Raw genomic sequence first — 14,967 nt, forward strand, 5'->3', positions numbered from 1 at the left:
GTCTCCGTTTTTTTGTCGTTCACAGTCGCGCCTCGTCACTGATCTTCTTTCACGCGTTCACATTCAAAGTTCGAAGGTCATTCCGTCGTGGGCCACCTCGATTCCGTGCTCGGCGAGCACGCGCCGCTCGGGGCCGTCTTCGACCAGGATCGGGTTGGTATTGTTGATATGGATGAGCACCTTGCGAATCGCGCGCGCGTCGCCGGTGCGATCCACGCCTAGCGAATCCAGCGTTTCGATCATCCCGCCCGCACCTGTCTGCGGCAGATGTCCCATGTCCGCGGCCGTCTTCTTCGACAGGCCGAGGCGGATCATTTCATCTCCGGTCCACAGCGTGCCGTCCACCAGCAACAGGTCGGCCTCTCGCATGGCAGCCAGCACATGGGCTTCGATCGCGCCGAGTCCCGGTGCGTAGAACACGCGCTTGCCCGATTGCAGGTTGGTCAGGACGAGTCCGATGTTGTCGCCCCGCTCGGGCGCATTGCGATGCGGCGAGTAGGGCGGGGCCTTGCTCGACAGCGGCAGCGCGTCGATCCGCACGCCGTTCAACGCGTCGACGGCGAGCGGCGCGCCATCGAGCGCAATGCGGCGATGTTCGATGCCGCAGTAGTGCGCAAGGATCGGCGCGACCGGAAAGCCGGAGCCGAGGTCTTGCCACACCGCGTCGGTGGCGTAGAGCGGCAACGGCGTGTCGCGCTCGCGCAGCATCAATAGTCCGGTGACGTGGTCGATCTGCGCGTCGATCACGAGCACGGCGGCGATGCCGCTATCGCGCGCACGGCGCGCGGGCTGAAGCTCGGGATTCGCCGCGATCTGCGCGAGCAGGTCGGGTGACGCATTGACGAGCAGCCAGTCCTCGCCGTTCGCACTCACCGCGATCGACGACTGCGTGCGTCGGGTGGCCTTCAGCGTGCCACGGCGGACGCCGTCGCAATTGCGGCAGTTGCAGTTCCACTGCGGAAAGCCGCCCCCCGCCGATGAGCCGAGTACCTTGATCTTCATGCCGCGCGACGCATGGTGCGCCCCTCCTGAATGGTCGGGATGAACATCGCGGCGAGCGCGTGCGCGACGCGTTCATGGAGCGCCGGGTCGCTCGCCAGATGCCCCGCGTTCACTCGCTCGATCTGCGCGGCGGGCACCGCGCGGGCGAAGCGCCGCAGATTGTCGGGCGGACAGACCGGATCGCGCGCGCCGTGCACCGCGGCAAGCGGAACCCCCGCCGCCGCCGCGCGGCGCGCCAGCGACAGCAGACGGGTTTCGCCAAGCCAGCAGCGATGCGCGAGGTAGTGGGCCTGAATCCGGTACTTGTCGATCAGCTGGCGGGCATGCCGCGGCGCGTTTCTCGTGCAGGGCTGCACCGCGCGACGGCTGGCGGCGCTCGCGAGCACCGCGTCTTCGTAGCCGCGCCACGCCAGCGCGAGCGCGCGTTGCCGCGCTTCATTCGCGCCGCGTTGCAGGCTCTCCGCACAGCGGTCCGCGAGACCCTCGGGCTGCTCGCACCCGGCCGCCGCGCGCAGCCTCGCCCATGCGCGCGGCGCGCGGCGGCGGGACGTGACGAACAGGCCGCGCATCTCCCGCGCCGACGTGAGGAACAGGCCGCGCATCACGACGCCCGAGACCGATTGCGGACATTGCCCGGCATACGCGAGCGCGAGAGCCGCGCCCCACGATCCGCCGAGCACGCCCCAGCGAGCGAAACCGAGCCGCGCGCGAATCAACTCGAGATCGGCGATCAGATAGTCGGTGCGGTTGTGGCGCACGCTGCCGTGCGGCGTCGATGCGCCGGTGCCGCGCTGATCGATCAACACGACCCGGAAGCGGCTCAGATCGAAGAGTCGCAGCACGCCTGGCTGGCTGCCACTGCCGGGCCCGCCGTGCAGGACGGCTACCGGTACGCCGTCGGGGGCGCCGGCCACCGCGTACGACACGCGATGACCGTCGCGCGTGCACAGCGTGCCGGTTTCGAGCGGCGGCAACGCCTCGCGCGAATCGCGCTTCTGGCGGCGCATCGTCATGGCAGCATCCTCGCGAGCAGGTTGTCGCGATCGATCCATTGATGCTTGAGCGCACCGGCCACATGCAGCACGACCAGCGCGATCAGCAGGTACGCGATGGCCTCGTGAATGCCGAAGAACAGCTCGCGCAAATGCGCATCGTCCCAGCCCCACTTCGGCAGCAGGATGCCCCAGAAGCGCGTGCCATAGCGGTTGAACGACGAGCCGAGGTAACCGGCCAGCGGCATCGCGACCATGCCGACGTATAAAAGACCCTGCGTAGTGCGCGCGGCGGCGCGTTGCCACGGTGGCATCGCCGGCAAGGGGGGCCGATGAAGGACCGCCCGCGCCCCGATGCGCAGAAGCACCAGCAGGAAAATCGTCAGTCCGAGCGACTTGTGCAGGTTGATCAGCGTCGCTTTGACCGGCAAACCCTTCGGCAAACCGACCATATAGAAGCCGACCGCCAACATGCCGATGATGCCGAGCGCGATCAGCCAATGCAGCGCGATCAGCAAGCCGGCATAGCGCGGCGTGCCGGCGCCTGTTGCGGAGTTCGCGTTCGGAGAATGCGCTGTCGTCATGCCCGTCTCCTTTCGTTATTAGCTGGCGTCTCTTGTCGAACACCCTTTCCATCTGCTCCACGGGCCGCGCTGCTTTACCCGGCAATCAGTATTTCGCCTCTACCGTCCACCGCGAGATCGCCCGCATAGCGGACTGGCAAGCGCTCCGCGCGCCACTGCGAAAAGGGCGCGATTTCATCCGCGAGACTGCGCACGAGCAAAGACCAGAATACGTTGAAACCGTGGCCGCCGCCTGTGAATGTCGCGGGCAGTTGCGCGGGCCGCCGCGCGAGCAGCAGCGTGCCGCGCCTCATCCCATACGCATAATGCGGGCCCAGCTCGCCGGCTATGCCCACGGTTCCGGCCACTAGCCGCGAAGCCGCGAAAGCGCCCGCTTTTCCGCCGACCAGCACCAGTCCGCGGCGCATCCGGTCGGCCAGCCGCGCGCCCGTGTCGCCATGGATCGTCAGCGTGCCGCCGGTCATGCCCTCCATGTCGCCGGTCAATGCGCCGGCGGCGAAATCGCCGCTGTCGCCGGTTACCGTCAGCCGGCCGCCGCGCATTTCGCAACCGGTGAAATGCCCCGCGTTGCCGTCGATATGCAGCACGCCGCCCGTCATCCTGAAGCCACAGTGATCACCGGCCGAACCGCGCACGGCGAGGTGCCCGCCGTCCATCTCCGCGCCGAGCCGGTCGAGCCACGGCGCGGCGCCGTCGATGATCAGCGTGGCCGCGTTCTGAGCGGCGGACAGCGGCGCTGCGGTGGCTTCGTCGCGCAACACCTGGAACACGTCGCCGAGCGCGCAGTGATCGTTACCGGCGGGCAGAACGATGCGCTCGATCTCAGCCACGCTCATGCTCGCCAGCGATGCCGGCCGCAGCACGGCGGCATCGACGCGAAAACCGGGCGACGTCTTGACGCGCAAGGTCGTCGTGCTCATGCGTGGCTCCCGCCCAGACCCGCCGCAAGCGCATGCAGGTGGAAGTGGTACGGCCCGAGTTTGCCGCCGTAGTTGCCCGCGGAAATCCGCAGCACGCCGGCCGCGCGGCCAAGCCCGGCGGCCGCGCCGATACCGGCCGTCATCGCGGCGCCGACGTCGGCATCGGTCAGGCCGTCGATCACGATCTCCAGCACGCAGCCGATTTCCGCGCTGAGTTCGCTACGGGCGGCGAGGCCAATCAGGGTGGGACAGAATGCGTCATTGGTGGAAGCGCTCGCGCCTTTGTATCTGGAGCCGATTTTCGACCCCGAGCGGACGATGCCGCCGGGAAACGGCATGATGACGTTCGGCAGCCGGCGCATCGCCGCGACGGCGGCTTCGGCGGCGGCGAGCGCGGCGTCGAGGTCGCGCGCGAGCAACAGCAGGTTGCCGCCGCCGACGGCTTTGACGGTCACCGCCGTGTCTTCGCAGACGAACTCGCCGTCCATCACCGGCACGCGCCAGTAGCGGGTGTTGCCGATCATCTTCGAGATCTGCCAGCCGTCGCCGAAAAAACGCAGCCCGCTGCCGAGCGCTGCGTTATCCGATAGCGGCGCGCGGCTCGTTGCGGGATCGATACCGCTAAACACGGCGGTGCTCGGACAGGTGAGGACGCTTTGCCCGACGCGCCGTCCGATCTGCTTCGCCAGTTCTTTCGACGATACCGCGAACAGCAGCACCGCGACGCCGGGACGGCCATCCGGCGTTTCTCCGGGCGCAAGCGTGCGCTCGACGCCCGCCTCACAGCCGCAGCCGATCACCGAAGTGGCAAACCCCGTCAGCGAGTTAGCCGCGTTCATCGCCCAGACTGGCGTATGCGCCGTGATGATCAGCCGGGTCGCTTTCATCGGAAAGGCTTCCGCGAAGGTGGCGTCGATCGCCGTGCCGTTGATCTCGAGCGGGGCCGGAGCGGTCATTGTGTGCGTTTCGCCTGGCATCGGTCAGCCGTTACCCGTTAGCCAGACATTCGACGGGCAACAGGCGCCCGCCGCGGCAGCAGTCGCAGACTTCGTCGTCGCTGATCGCGGCGTGCGCGAAGTTGCTCGCGAGATTGGCGTCGCTGTAGGCGCGCAGCGTCTTCTCGATGCCGCGGTCGAATTCCGGCGACACGAAATGGATGCCGCCCGTCGGCGTGGCGACGAGGGTGCCGTCGCGCGCGACCAGTTCGCCGTCCTTGAATACATAGGCGGGCGACGTGAACATCCGCTCGCGGTCCGGCGCGTCGCGATAGACGGCGATGTCCGCCGCCGCGCCTGCGCCGAGATGGCCCCGGTCGCGCAGGCCGAGCAGCCGCGCGGGACCGGCGCGCGTGATGATCGCGATCTCGTACAGCGAGAACTCGCGCGTCAGGCCCGGCAATGCGCTGGCGACCTGAGCGTCGGGATTGAGCTTCGCGAGCTGCTCGTCGCGGAACGGCTTGTCCATCAGCAGACGGATCAGATGCGGATAGCTGGTGAACGGGCCGCCGTTGGGATGATCCGTGGTCATCGCGACGCGCCACGGATCGTCGACCAGCAGGAAAATTTCCAGACCGATGATCCATTGCAACGCGTTCACATAGCTTTGCTCGCGATAGCGGAACGGCACGACGCCGCAGCCCGCATCGCACTCGATGTCGCCCACCGCCCACTTGTGCGGCCTCGCGAGCGGGGTGTTGCGGAACTGCATCATCGTGTCGCCCGAGGCCGTGACGGTCTGTCCAAAGATGATCTGGCCGACGTCGATCGAGACATTCGGCCGCGCGTTCACCGCCTCGGCGATCTGCCGCGCGCCCGACGAAAATTTTTGCGGCCCTTCGGCCCCATAGCTGTGAAACTGAATATGCGTCAGATGGATCGGCAGGCCGTCGGCCGCGTCCATGGTCGCGATCGTGGAATCGATGTTGCCCGGCACGCCGAGATTGCTGGCGTGCACATGCAGAGGATGCGGCACGCGCAGTTCGGTCAACGCGCGCGATAACGTGTGCAGCACTTCGCGTGGTGTCACACCGTAGTGCACGTGCGCTTCGTCGACGTCGAGCGAACGCTGGTTGAACTTGAATGCGGAGATGCCGCCCGGGTTGACCACTTTCACGCCGAGCGCCTTGCTCGCGTGAATCGTCCAGCCGATGTAATCGCGCAGCCGCGCGAAGTCGTCGCGTGCCGCCAGCATCTGCAGGAATAGTTCGTCGTTGCCGAGCATCACGTACGCGCCGTGGTCGATGATCGGCGTGTCGCCCATTTCGAGGTGCGTATGGCGCGCATTGGAGGGCATCATCGCCGGTTCGAAAACAGCGGTGTAGCCCATCTCGGCGTAGCGGTAGCCGGTCGCGAGCGTCCCTGGCGTGCAGACGCCGCAGGACGGCAGACGCAGATAGCGGCCCTCGGCGTCCTGTGCCGATTCGTAGGCACGGTCGCGCAGTGGATCGGCGCGATGGTCTTCGGGGAGCAGGAGGCGCGACAGGTTGGTCTTGCCGCCGCCGATATGCGAATGCATGTCGATGCCACCCGCCATCACGATCATGCCGGTGGCGTCGTATTCGCGATCGACCGGCGTATTGGGCGCAAGGTCGACGATCCGGCCGTCGCGGAAGCTCAGATCGCGGCGCTCGCCGTTCACGCCGTGGGCTGGGTCGAAGATCGTGCCGCCTTTCAATCGAACGAGGCTCATCGCTGCTCCTCGCCGCTGCGTTGCTCATGCAGGCGCGCGCTCAGTCGCGTCGTCAACTGCGCGGCAAGCGACGCGACCGAAGCAAGCGCGGCGCCGCGCGCGGGGGCCAGGGGCATCACGACTGAGCCGTCGACGCGAAACAGATGGCCGCCGCTGTCGATGCCGGGTGTCGCGACGGGGATGAACACGGTGTTCGCGCCGCGTGCCCTGGCCGCGTCCGCGAGCGCCGGATGGCCGAGCACGATCAACGGGACGGCGGGATCGAGCGGCATTGGCCATGCGTGCGGAGTGAAGCTCGCGACCCACAGCAGCGCGTCCACCTCGTCGCCGGCGAGCAGCCGGCTGGTGCGATAGCGGTACGGATCGTAGTCGAGCGGCGCCGTGCCGGCGCTGCGTGCTGGTGTCGATACGCGCGTGCGCAGCGGCATCCCGGAGAGCCAGGTCACCGTCTGGTTGACTGTCAACGCGCCGTCGTCGCCGCCAAGCGGGAGACACGCGGCTCGCGTGGCGCGGTTCGCGGCTTTGACGATCCGGTTCAGGACTTCGATCAGCAGCGCCGCATGCGGGCTGGGCAGGGCGGCCGGCTCGTAGACGAGCACCGCGTAGCGCGCGGCGGCGAGGCGCGCCTGCAGTGACGAGAGCGTGGCCGCCGCGTCGGCGTCAGCGCCGTTGGCGTCGCGGTGCAGTGCGCCGGGCGCGCGTCCTTCGGCAAGCGCGGACCACAGTGCGAGCGTCTCGTAGGGCTCGGCGTGCGGCAGCAGCGTTTCCGTTCGCGTATGCGCGAGGCCTGCCGCCGCCGGGTCCACTGCGCAGCCGACGAATATCAATTCGCGCGCGATATCGGTGCCTTCCAGCGTTCGCGAGAAAAAACGCGGATAACGCCGCGACGGCTGACAACCGAAAAACACCAGCAGGTCGGCACGCGTCCGCACTTCGGAGAGCGTCGTGAAGAACGAGCCGCGGTCCTGGAACGCGAGGGTCGCCGGTGTCAGCGTGTCGCCGTGCAGATGATCGAGAATCGCGCCGCAAGCGGCCGCGAGGTTATAGAGCGCACGAGCGCCGGCGACGTCGGTGGCAAGGCCGCCGAACAACGAACGGCGTGAGGCCGTGAGGATTTGCGCGGCGCGCGCCAATGCCGCATCGAGTTCCACCTCGTTTCCGTCCACCATGCTGCGGCATTGCACGTCCGCCGCGCCGTACTGCGCAAGTGCCGCGCTCAGCCGCGAACAGTCGGTGTCCGCCACGCTGAGCGTTCCGTCGCTGTGCGAGTCGACCCTGAGGTCGTCGCACAGCAATGAGCAGAACGGGCAGATCCAGTCGCGGGTGATCACCGGCACGCGCGCGCCGGCTGCGCCCGGTGCGTTTGTGCTGGGGGTCGATGGATCGGTGGGCGAAAGGTGCATGGCGCACTTTTAGCAAGCTCCATGCCGATTGATGTAATGACGTGATGGCGCTACCCCGGCGCGCATCACGTGCACGGTCGTGCTGCTTTGCGTTCAGAGGAATTGCAGGCGTGAATGCGCGTTCAGCTGCGCCTCTCGTTCGTAGCGCGGCACACGGCCCCGGACGCGATTGTGCCGTACAGGTTGTGTGCCGCGCTGGAGCAGAGTGTCACGCGCAGTCCGCGTGGCTTGCCGTTCGGTTGCATTCGCAGGTTGCTTATGCCGTGGCATGGAAATTGTGTAGCAAGCCTACAAGGATTCGGAAGCTGCGAGGCCGATCTGTCCATCGTGCAGCGCGGAGGCCACCAGCCATGCGGTCGCACCGGTGCTGGCCGCAGCCGTCAGATCGTCGCGATTGCGGATGCCGCCTGCGCCGATCACCGTGGTGTGCGCCGCGGCACTGGCGCGGATGCGCTCGAAGGTGCCCAGGTCAGGGCCCGCGTAACTGCCGACCTGATCGAGTGTCATCGCGATCACGCGCGACGGCCACCAGGCCGACGAACGCTCGAGTTCGGCGGCCGTCAGCAGCTGGCCCGCGCGGTGGTCGAGCGAGAGGATCGGCGAGAGGCCGGCAGTCTGTGCCGATTGCAGTGCGTGGATATCGCGCAGCGACTCCGTGCCGAACACCGGGACGAGGGGCGCGAGTTTGAGGTGCGCAGCACGGCCATCGCGTTGGCCGATGGCGTCGATGTGGTCGAACAGCGTGCGCATCGATGCATAGTCTGCGAAGCCCGCATCGAGCCAGAGCTCGATCCCGGGCAACGCGGCGCGCAAGGCGGCGAGCTGCGAGGCATGCGTGCCGCGCTGCAGGATGGCGCCGAGATCGGCGACATAGAGCGTGTGTGCGCCGCTTGCGGCGAGCAGCGCGCGGGCGATGGGAAGCGGCTCGCTGACGGCGGTGAGGCGGGACTGGATGGGCCGGTAGGCTGCCCGCTCGCCGCGTAGCGCGCGCACGACATGGCCGTCGAGAAGATCGAGAACCGGTATCACCTGCATAGGGGCGCGTTCCTTTGACCAAGATCTTTGTCTACGAGTATCTCACCGGCGGCGGCATCGATCCCACGCTGGCCGGCGCAGGCAGTCTCGCCGACCTGAGCGCGCTGATCGTCGAAGGGCGCGTGATGCGCGACGCGCTGGTCGCCGATCTGCGTGAACTCGATGGTGTGCACGTCACCTTCGCGACCTCGCGCTTCGAAACGGTCGACCCGGCGCATACGCATTGTATGGCCAGGCCCGGCGAATCGATGACGGCCTTCGTCGCCCGCGCGGCGCGCGAACACGATTACGCGTGGGTCATCGCGCCGGAATGCGACGGCCTGCTGCTGCACCTCTACGATGCTGTCGGCGCCGCCCGCTGGCTAGGCTGCGGCAAGGAAGCGATCCGCGTGGCGTCGAGCAAGAGCGCGACCGCAGCTTGCCTTGTCGCGCACCGGATCGCCGCGACGCCCGCCGTCGAACCAGGGCAAGCGGGCCAATTCGGGGACGGCCGTTGGGTCGTGAAACCAGACGACGGCGCGGGTGGCCTCGATACCTTCGTGTTCGACGGCTTTGCCGATGCCTGCGCCGAATACGAGGCGCGCGCGGCCGCGGCGCGCAATCCGGTGCTGCAGGCATGGGTTGACGGCGAACCGTTGAGCCTGTCGCTGATCTGTCGTGACAACGGCGCCGAGCTGATCTCCATCAACCGTCAGCAGATCGGCTTGAGCGGCGGCGACACGCCGGGCCGGCATCCACGGATCGTCGAATTCGACGGCGTGCTGGTCAATCAGATCGATCGTCGTAGCGACGTGGGCCGCACGCTCGACACGCTCGCGCAACGCGTGGCGACGGCGCTCCCAGGCTTGCGAGGCTTTGTCGGAATCGACGTGGTGTGGCATCCGCAGCGTGGACCGGTCGTGATCGAGGTCAATCCGCGTCTCACGGTGGCTTATGCGGGGCTGTCCGCCGCCTTCGGCGGCAATTTCGCGCCCGCCTTGCTGGCGGCGCATGAGGTGCGCGTCGAGCGAGCCGGGGCGGCGCGCAGGAACCCCTCTCCGTCGACGCTCGGGGTGCGGCCTTGAGCACGGCGCATACAAACGCTGCGGCAGCGGCCGCGACGGTATTCGGCTGGGACGTCGGCGGCGCGCATGTGAAGGTGTCGATGGCCGATGACAGCGGCACCGTGCTCGACGTGGCGCAATGGCCCTGCCCGCTGTGGCAGGGGCTCGGCCATCTGGAGCGCACCATCGACCTCGTTTTCGCCCGCTGGCCGCAGGCACGCAAGGCCGGCGCGCAGCATGCAGTGACGATGACCGGCGAGATGGTCGATCTGTTCGCGGATCGCGCCGAAGGCGTGCGGGCGATCGTGGCCACACTCGCAGAGCGGCTCGGCGCGCGGCTGCGCTTTTACGCAGGCGACGCCGGTTGGCTCGCCACCGACGCGTGCGCGGCCGGCTGGCGTCACATCGCGTCAGCAAACTGGCTCGCCACCGCGCAGTGGGTCTCCACCCGAGTGGCTGACGCCGTGCTCATCGATATCGGCAGCACGACCACCGACATCATCCCGATCGTCGGCGGCCACGTCGTCGCGCGCGCCTCGACCGATGCCGGCCGGCTCGCCACCGGTGAGCTCGTGTATCAGGGTGTCGTGCGCACGCCGTTGTGCGGGGTCGCGCACCGCATCGAATTCGCCGGCGTCACGGTCAACGTGATGAACGAATGGTTTGCGACCAGCGCCGACATCTATCGTCTGACTGGCGAACTGGACCCGCTGCACGACGTGCATCCGAGTGCCGACCAGGGGCCGAAGACCGAAGCCGCGAGCCGTGCACGCCTCGCACGCATGATTGGGCGGGATGCGCACGAGGCGGGGGGGCTCGAATGGCGCCGCTTTGCGCAACGCTGGCGCGCGCTCCAGTTACGCGAGATCGGTGCGAATCTGGCGCGGGTGGTCGCGGCCCATCCGGAACTGGCCGCCGCACCGCTGCTTGGCGCGGGGTGCGGCCGGTTCCTTGCCGCCGCATTGGCGCGAGAAGAAGCGCGCGGCTATATCGACTTCGGCAGGCTGGCGGGCGTGCCCGACAGTTGCTGCGCGTGGGCGGCAACTTGTGCGCCGAGCGTGGCGGTCGCGCTGCTCGCGGTTCGCGATCCGCACGGACCGGAACCCCGACAGGCACACAACTGGAAGCGAGGACAACAGTCATGTGGGTGGTCAAGATCGGAGGCAGTCTGAGTCACGACCCGACGCTGCGCCACTGGCTCACCGAGCTATGTGAAGTGGGTGGCGGACGCGTCGTCATCGTGCCCGGTGGCGGCGATTTCGCGGACAAGGTGCGCCAATACCAGAGCGAGTGGCGTTTCGACGATCTCGCCGCGCACAATATGTGTCTGCTCGCCATGACGCAATACGCGTTACTGATGCAAGGCGTGTTGCCCGAACTCGTGCTCGCGTCGAGCGAGGCCAAGATTCGCCGCACCTTGCGCGACGGTCATGTCGCGGTGTGGGTGCCGACCGCGCTGATGCGCGACACGCCCGATGCGATGAGCAACTGGGACACGACCTCGGACAGCCTCGCCGCGTGGCTGTCGACGATGCTCAACGCGGAGCGGCTGGTCATGGTGAAATCCTGTCCGATCGCCGCCGGCGAGCCGCTCGAAACGCTGGCCGCAGCGGGTGTGGTCGACCGCCGTTTCGTCGACTATGTGACTGACGCGAACTATGTGGTCGAACTGCTCGACAAGAACAGCGTTGCGTTGATGCGTGACCGGCTGCTCAATATCCCGGTCACTTGATTCACGCCCTCCTACAGCCGCGCCGCGTTCGCGACGCCCGGTGCCGACTCGGCGCCGCTCGCGCCCACGTCGCCCGCTGGCCGGTGCAAAGCGCTGGCCCATTGCGCGACGCGTTGCGGATCGAGCCTCGAACGGCGCCCGTCGGTGCACAACGCGGTGCGAAAGCCCGCGACGTCGGGCGCGAGCCTGCGGATCTGCTCCAGCTGCGCCCAACCCAGTGCACCGGCGATCCCGCCCATCGCGCCGCGCTCGCGCGTGAGCCGCAGCCAGCGGGCAAGCGTATCGACATCCACGTGATCGAATAGCGTGCTGCCGTCCTTGCCGGCCGTATCGAACATCACGCCGGCAAATCCGAGCGCGGCGGCGTGGGTGACCAGTTCGTCGTCCATGCCGCCGTCGCATAGGAGCACGGGTACCACCGTGGCCGGCAGATCGGCCAGTTGTTCGAGACAGCGTCGTGCGTTCGGTCCGCGCGCCACGCCGACCTTCACGTAATCGATGCCCGCGTCGCTGACCTCAATGACGCGCGCGGCGATCTGGTCGAACGCGTCGGCCGGTATGTCGCCGATGGCTGCACTGATCGGCTTGACCGGGTAGCGCGCGCGCAGCTGGCGCGCGATGTTCGTAATCTCGCCAATCGACAGGCCGCCAAGCGCGCCGGCGTTCGGTTCCTTCAGGTCGATCAGTTCGGCGCCGGCGCGAGCGGCGTCGAATGCTTCCTCATCCGAGCGGACGCTCGCGAGCAATGCGGTCATCGGTGTTCTCCGGGAAGACTACGGGTGTACGGCCGCGGCGGCCTGGCCGCCGGATGATTCGAGGCTCGCCCGGTGCCTGGCGACTGCGGCGACGAGCCAGCCCCATGCGGTGAGCTCGTTCTCACCGGCGGTCTTGTCGATTGCGATCTGCAGGTAGGCCATCTCGCGATCGATCTTGTCGGCCGGCAGCATGAAGAGCCGGCTCACGAGAATCGCGCCTTCGACCACGGCTGCCTGCGCGCGGTTGAAGCCCGCAAACGGTGCATGGTTTTCGCGGTGCACGCATTTCATCAGCAGCACAGGCCGCTCTGCGTCATCGCGCAATTCGTCCAGTTCGAGTTCGGCGTGCGCCAGAGATTCGGCGAGGCGCACGCCGGCGACGCGGCTTGCGCCAACGGTCGGCCAATCGGTTGCGCAGCGCGTGACGCAGCCTGCGAACACGCGCACGTCAGTGGTGAAGTTGAGAACCGCCGCACGCGACGCCACGATGTTGTCGAGCGTCGTGGACGGACGAAAAGGGGAAAGGATAATGCGGTCAGCCTCATACCGCGCGCCCATCGGAGCGACGTGAGGGCGGCCGTCGCACGCTGCCGTGGTGACGATCGTTTCGTGGATCATGGATGAGAACGCGTGTCCTGACAGCGCCGAAAGGCCGGCCGGTTAGCTGATGACAAACACGATTCGCAAAGGGGCCGCGACGTGCGGCCCGATTACGGGCTTAACGCGTATCGACGTACATCACGATTTCGAAACCGAGACGCACATCGGTATAGCTCGGAGTGGTCCACTGCATACGTGCTTCCTCCACGGGTTGATACGGCGTTGCCGTCGGCCCGGCGCGATGCCGGACTTCATGGGCATCCGGCATCACGCAAGCTTTATGCCCAGGCGTCATGCCGAATTGCTGCGCTGGCGTGCGTCAGACCGGTTATACAGCGTCTGCCGAATTACGCCAGTCCAACCGCCACGCGCCCTTGCGTGCAAGGGAAGCGCGCGGTGTGGCGAAAACGAAGCAAAGTGTTCCATCGCACCCGAATGGATTGCAGTGCGCTGTCACGCCATTCCCTGTTTCGTCACGAGACATTCTGCGCCGATTTTTCGCGCGGGTCGCGAATAACCCCACCGCACTATGCGTTCGATAATGGATCGGTTAAGTCTGCCAAATAAAATCGTGAATTCCCCTTGGGGTCGTCCGTGCCTACAGTGCAAACAAGCGCTTCGTTCTTCCGGCAGCGCGCTTGCCACTTCCAAGGACACGTCATGAACGATTTCAGCCAACCGGTCATCGAGCCGGAACGCAATGCGCGCCAGCGGTACGCAGCAGGCGTGATGAAATATCGCGAAATGGGTTACTGGCAACCGGACTACGAGCCGAAAGAGACCGACGTCATCGCGCTGTTTCGTATCACGCCGCAACCCGGTGTCGATCCGGAAGAGGCGGCGGCCGCCGTGGCCGGCGAATCGTCGACGGCGACCTGGACGGTCGTGTGGACCGACCGGCTGACTGCCTGCGACACGTATCGCGCCAAGGCGTATCGCGTCGAGCCGGTGCCGGCTTCGCGCGCCGACGAGCCGCAGTACTTCGCGTACATCGCTTATGAACTCGATCTGTTCGAGGAAGGGTCGGTAGCGAACCTGACCGCCTCGATCATCGGCAACGTGTTCGGCTTCAAGCCGCTCAAGGCGCTGCGTCTCGAAGACATGCGCATTCCCGTTGCCTATCTGAAGACGTTCCAGGGTCCGCCGACCGGTATTGTCGTCGAGCGCGAGCGGCTCGACAAATACGGACGGCCGCTACTCGGCGCGACGGTCAAGCCGAAGCTGGGGTTATCGGGCAAGAACTATGGGCGGGTGGTCTATGAAGGCCTGCGCGGCGGCCTGGATTTTCTGAAGGACGACGAGAACATCAACTCGCAGGCGTTCATGCATTGGCGCGACCGGTTTCTGTTTTCAATGGACGCGGTGAACCGGGCGCAGGCGGAAACCGGCGAGGTCAAGGGTCACTATCTGAACGTCACGGCCGGCACGATGGAGCACATGTACGAGCGCGCCGAATTCGCGAAGGAGCTCGGCTCGTGCATCGTGATGATCGACCTCGTGATCGGCTGGACCGCAATTCAATCCATGTCGCACTGGGCCCGCAAGAACGACATGATTTTGCATCTGCATCGCGCCGGGCATAGCACCTACACTCGCCAGCGCAACCACGGCATCTCGTTTCGCGTAATCGCGAAATGGCTGCGCATGGCGGGCGTCGATCATGCGCATGCGGGGACGGCGGTCGGCAAACTCGAAGGCGATCCGCTGTCGGTGCAGGGCTACTACAACGTCTGCCGCGACGCCCACAATGCCGTCGATCTGTCGCGCGGCATCTTCTTCGATCAACCGTGGGCCGGTTTGCGCAAGGTCATGCCGGTGGCCTCGGGCGGGATTCACGCGGGGCAGATGCATCAACTGCTCGACCTGTTCGGCGACGACGCGATTCTGCAGTTCGGCGGCGGCACGATCGGCCATCCGGCCGGCATTCAGGCCGGTGCGGTGGCGAACCGCGTGGCGCTCGAAGCGATGGTGAAGGCGCGCAACGAGGGCCGCGACATTCTCAACGAGGGCCCGGACGTGCTCGAAGCCGCCGCTCGCTGGTGCACGCCGCTCAAGCAGGCGCTCGACACGTGGCGCGACGTGACCTTCAACTACGCATCGACCGATACGCCGGATTTCGCCGCCACGCCGACGGCTGCGTAAAGGACGTAAAGGACGTAAAGGGCGTCGAGCGCTGGCTCAGCGCCGGTTTCCGATTGACAGGCTGGTCCGCA

Annotated in this window: 15 protein-coding genes; 4 read left to right on the top strand and 11 right to left on the bottom strand. The window is 66.9% G+C overall.

Annotated features, from left to right (window positions below):
• Window positions 1-63 precede the first annotated feature (63 nt).
• The 8 genes from pqqB to PQR53_RS18235 all read right to left on the bottom strand — a co-directional run bounded on the left by pqqB (window position 64) and on the right by PQR53_RS18235 (window position 8,624).
• Window positions 64-1,002 (bottom strand): pyrroloquinoline quinone biosynthesis protein PqqB, encoded by a 939-nt coding sequence (gene pqqB, locus PQR53_RS18200; protein ID WP_408456451.1) that lies wholly within the window; start codon window positions 1,000-1,002, stop codon window positions 64-66.
• Window positions 999-2,015 carry an alpha/beta fold hydrolase gene (locus PQR53_RS18205; RefSeq protein WP_408456454.1) on the bottom strand — a complete coding sequence of 339 codons (1,017 nt, stop codon included), beginning with the start codon at window positions 2,013-2,015 and terminating at the stop codon, window positions 999-1,001. The genes pqqB and PQR53_RS18205 overlap by 4 nt, the downstream gene beginning before the upstream one ends.
• Complete coding sequence (locus PQR53_RS18210) at window positions 2,012-2,578, bottom strand: cytochrome b (protein ID WP_408456457.1); 567 nt, start codon at window positions 2,576-2,578, stop codon at window positions 2,012-2,014. The genes PQR53_RS18205 and PQR53_RS18210 overlap by 4 nt, the downstream gene beginning before the upstream one ends.
• Window positions 2,579-2,652: 74 nt before the next feature.
• Entirely contained in the window at window positions 2,653-3,498 is an 846-nt protein-coding gene (locus PQR53_RS18215) for a formylmethanofuran dehydrogenase subunit C (RefSeq protein ID WP_408456460.1), read from the bottom strand.
• The gene (fhcD, locus tag PQR53_RS18220) at window positions 3,495-4,454 is read right to left on the bottom strand and encodes a formylmethanofuran--tetrahydromethanopterin N-formyltransferase (protein ID WP_408456463.1); all 960 of its coding nucleotides are present in this window, start codon (window positions 4,452-4,454) and stop codon (window positions 3,495-3,497) included. Before fhcD ends, PQR53_RS18215 begins: the two co-directional genes overlap by 4 nt.
• 31 nt (window positions 4,455-4,485) lie before the next feature.
• On the bottom strand, window positions 4,486-6,186 hold the full coding sequence (locus PQR53_RS18225) for a formylmethanofuran dehydrogenase subunit A (protein WP_408456466.1): 1,701 nt from the start codon (window positions 6,184-6,186) through the stop codon (window positions 4,486-4,488).
• Window positions 6,183-7,589, bottom strand: a complete 1,407-nt coding sequence (locus PQR53_RS18230; RefSeq protein ID WP_408456469.1) for a molybdopterin-binding domain-containing protein — start codon at window positions 7,587-7,589, stop codon at window positions 6,183-6,185. The genes PQR53_RS18225 and PQR53_RS18230 overlap by 4 nt, the downstream gene beginning before the upstream one ends.
• A 288-nt stretch (window positions 7,590-7,877) precedes the next feature.
• Window positions 7,878-8,624, bottom strand: coding sequence for a HisA/HisF-related TIM barrel protein (locus PQR53_RS18235; RefSeq protein WP_408456472.1), 747 nt, complete (start codon window positions 8,622-8,624; stop codon window positions 7,878-7,880).
• 14 nt (window positions 8,625-8,638) lie between these two features.
• Here PQR53_RS18235 and PQR53_RS18240 point away from each other — a divergent pair, with 14 nt between their 5' ends.
• Genes PQR53_RS18240 through PQR53_RS18250 form a run of 3 tightly spaced genes read left to right on the top strand, consistent with a single transcriptional unit; the run spans window position 8,639 to window position 11,399 of the window.
• Entirely contained in the window at window positions 8,639-9,688 is a 1,050-nt protein-coding gene (locus PQR53_RS18240; protein ID WP_408456474.1) for an ATP-grasp domain-containing protein, read from the top strand.
• On the top strand, window positions 9,685-10,839 hold the full coding sequence (locus PQR53_RS18245; RefSeq protein ID WP_408456477.1) for a hydantoinase/oxoprolinase family protein: 1,155 nt from the start codon (window positions 9,685-9,687) through the stop codon (window positions 10,837-10,839). Before PQR53_RS18240 ends, PQR53_RS18245 begins: the two co-directional genes overlap by 4 nt.
• Window positions 10,809-11,399 carry an amino acid kinase family protein gene (locus tag PQR53_RS18250; RefSeq protein ID WP_408456480.1) on the top strand — a complete coding sequence of 197 codons (591 nt, stop codon included), beginning with the start codon at window positions 10,809-10,811 and terminating at the stop codon, window positions 11,397-11,399. Before PQR53_RS18245 ends, PQR53_RS18250 begins: the two co-directional genes overlap by 31 nt.
• A gap of 11 nt (window positions 11,400-11,410) precedes the next feature.
• Here the strand turns inward: PQR53_RS18250 and PQR53_RS18255 are convergent, their stop codons facing one another.
• The 3 genes from PQR53_RS18255 to pqqA form a co-directional block, all read right to left on the bottom strand.
• The gene (locus tag PQR53_RS18255) at window positions 11,411-12,154 is read right to left on the bottom strand and encodes a (5-formylfuran-3-yl)methyl phosphate synthase (protein WP_408456483.1); all 744 of its coding nucleotides are present in this window, start codon (window positions 12,152-12,154) and stop codon (window positions 11,411-11,413) included.
• A gap of 18 nt (window positions 12,155-12,172) precedes the next feature.
• Window positions 12,173-12,772 carry a DUF447 domain-containing protein gene (locus PQR53_RS18260; protein ID WP_408456486.1) on the bottom strand — a complete coding sequence of 200 codons (600 nt, stop codon included), beginning with the start codon at window positions 12,770-12,772 and terminating at the stop codon, window positions 12,173-12,175.
• Between the two features lie 100 nt (window positions 12,773-12,872).
• Complete coding sequence (pqqA, locus tag PQR53_RS18265) at window positions 12,873-13,049, bottom strand: pyrroloquinoline quinone precursor peptide PqqA (RefSeq protein ID WP_218903663.1); 177 nt, start codon at window positions 13,047-13,049, stop codon at window positions 12,873-12,875.
• Window positions 13,050-13,414: 365 nt separating this feature from the next.
• Here pqqA and PQR53_RS18270 point away from each other — a divergent pair, with 365 nt between their 5' ends.
• Window positions 13,415-14,896 (top strand): ribulose-bisphosphate carboxylase large subunit, encoded by a 1,482-nt coding sequence (locus tag PQR53_RS18270; RefSeq protein ID WP_179738820.1) that lies wholly within the window; start codon window positions 13,415-13,417, stop codon window positions 14,894-14,896.
• The last annotated feature ends 71 nt before the right edge of the window (window positions 14,897-14,967 follow it).

Origin of the sequence: Paraburkholderia fungorum, assembly GCF_046027605.1 — a bacterium.
Classification (GTDB): Bacteria; Pseudomonadota; Gammaproteobacteria; order Burkholderiales; family Burkholderiaceae; genus Paraburkholderia; species Paraburkholderia fungorum_F.

Excerpts from the sequence above, each read along its gene's own strand:
- pqqB (WP_408456451.1), bottom strand. The coding sequence starts at position 1,002 with ATGAAGATCAAGGTACTCGGCTCATCGGCGGGGGGCGGCTTTCCGCAG.
- PQR53_RS18205 (WP_408456454.1), bottom strand. The coding sequence starts at position 2,015 with ATGACGATGCGCCGCCAGAAGCGCGATTCGCGCGAGGCGTTGCCGCCG.
- PQR53_RS18210 (WP_408456457.1), bottom strand. The coding sequence starts at position 2,578 with ATGACGACAGCGCATTCTCCGAACGCGAACTCCGCAACAGGCGCCGGC.
- PQR53_RS18215 (WP_408456460.1), bottom strand. The coding sequence starts at position 3,498 with ATGAGCACGACGACCTTGCGCGTCAAGACGTCGCCCGGTTTTCGCGTC.
- fhcD (WP_408456463.1), bottom strand. The coding sequence starts at position 4,454 with ATGACCGCTCCGGCCCCGCTCGAGATCAACGGCACGGCGATCGACGCC.
- PQR53_RS18225 (WP_408456466.1), bottom strand. The coding sequence starts at position 6,186 with ATGAGCCTCGTTCGATTGAAAGGCGGCACGATCTTCGACCCAGCCCAC.
- PQR53_RS18230 (WP_408456469.1), bottom strand. The coding sequence starts at position 7,589 with ATGCACCTTTCGCCCACCGATCCATCGACCCCCAGCACAAACGCACCG.
- PQR53_RS18235 (WP_408456472.1), bottom strand. The coding sequence starts at position 8,624 with ATGCAGGTGATACCGGTTCTCGATCTTCTCGACGGCCATGTCGTGCGC.
- PQR53_RS18250 (WP_408456480.1), top strand. The coding sequence starts at position 10,809 with ATGTGGGTGGTCAAGATCGGAGGCAGTCTGAGTCACGACCCGACGCTG.
- PQR53_RS18255 (WP_408456483.1), bottom strand. The coding sequence starts at position 12,154 with ATGACCGCATTGCTCGCGAGCGTCCGCTCGGATGAGGAAGCATTCGAC.
- PQR53_RS18260 (WP_408456486.1), bottom strand. The coding sequence starts at position 12,772 with ATGATCCACGAAACGATCGTCACCACGGCAGCGTGCGACGGCCGCCCT.
- pqqA (WP_218903663.1), bottom strand. The coding sequence starts at position 13,049 with ATGACGCCTGGGCATAAAGCTTGCGTGATGCCGGATGCCCATGAAGTC.
- PQR53_RS18270 (WP_179738820.1), top strand. The coding sequence starts at position 13,415 with ATGAACGATTTCAGCCAACCGGTCATCGAGCCGGAACGCAATGCGCGC.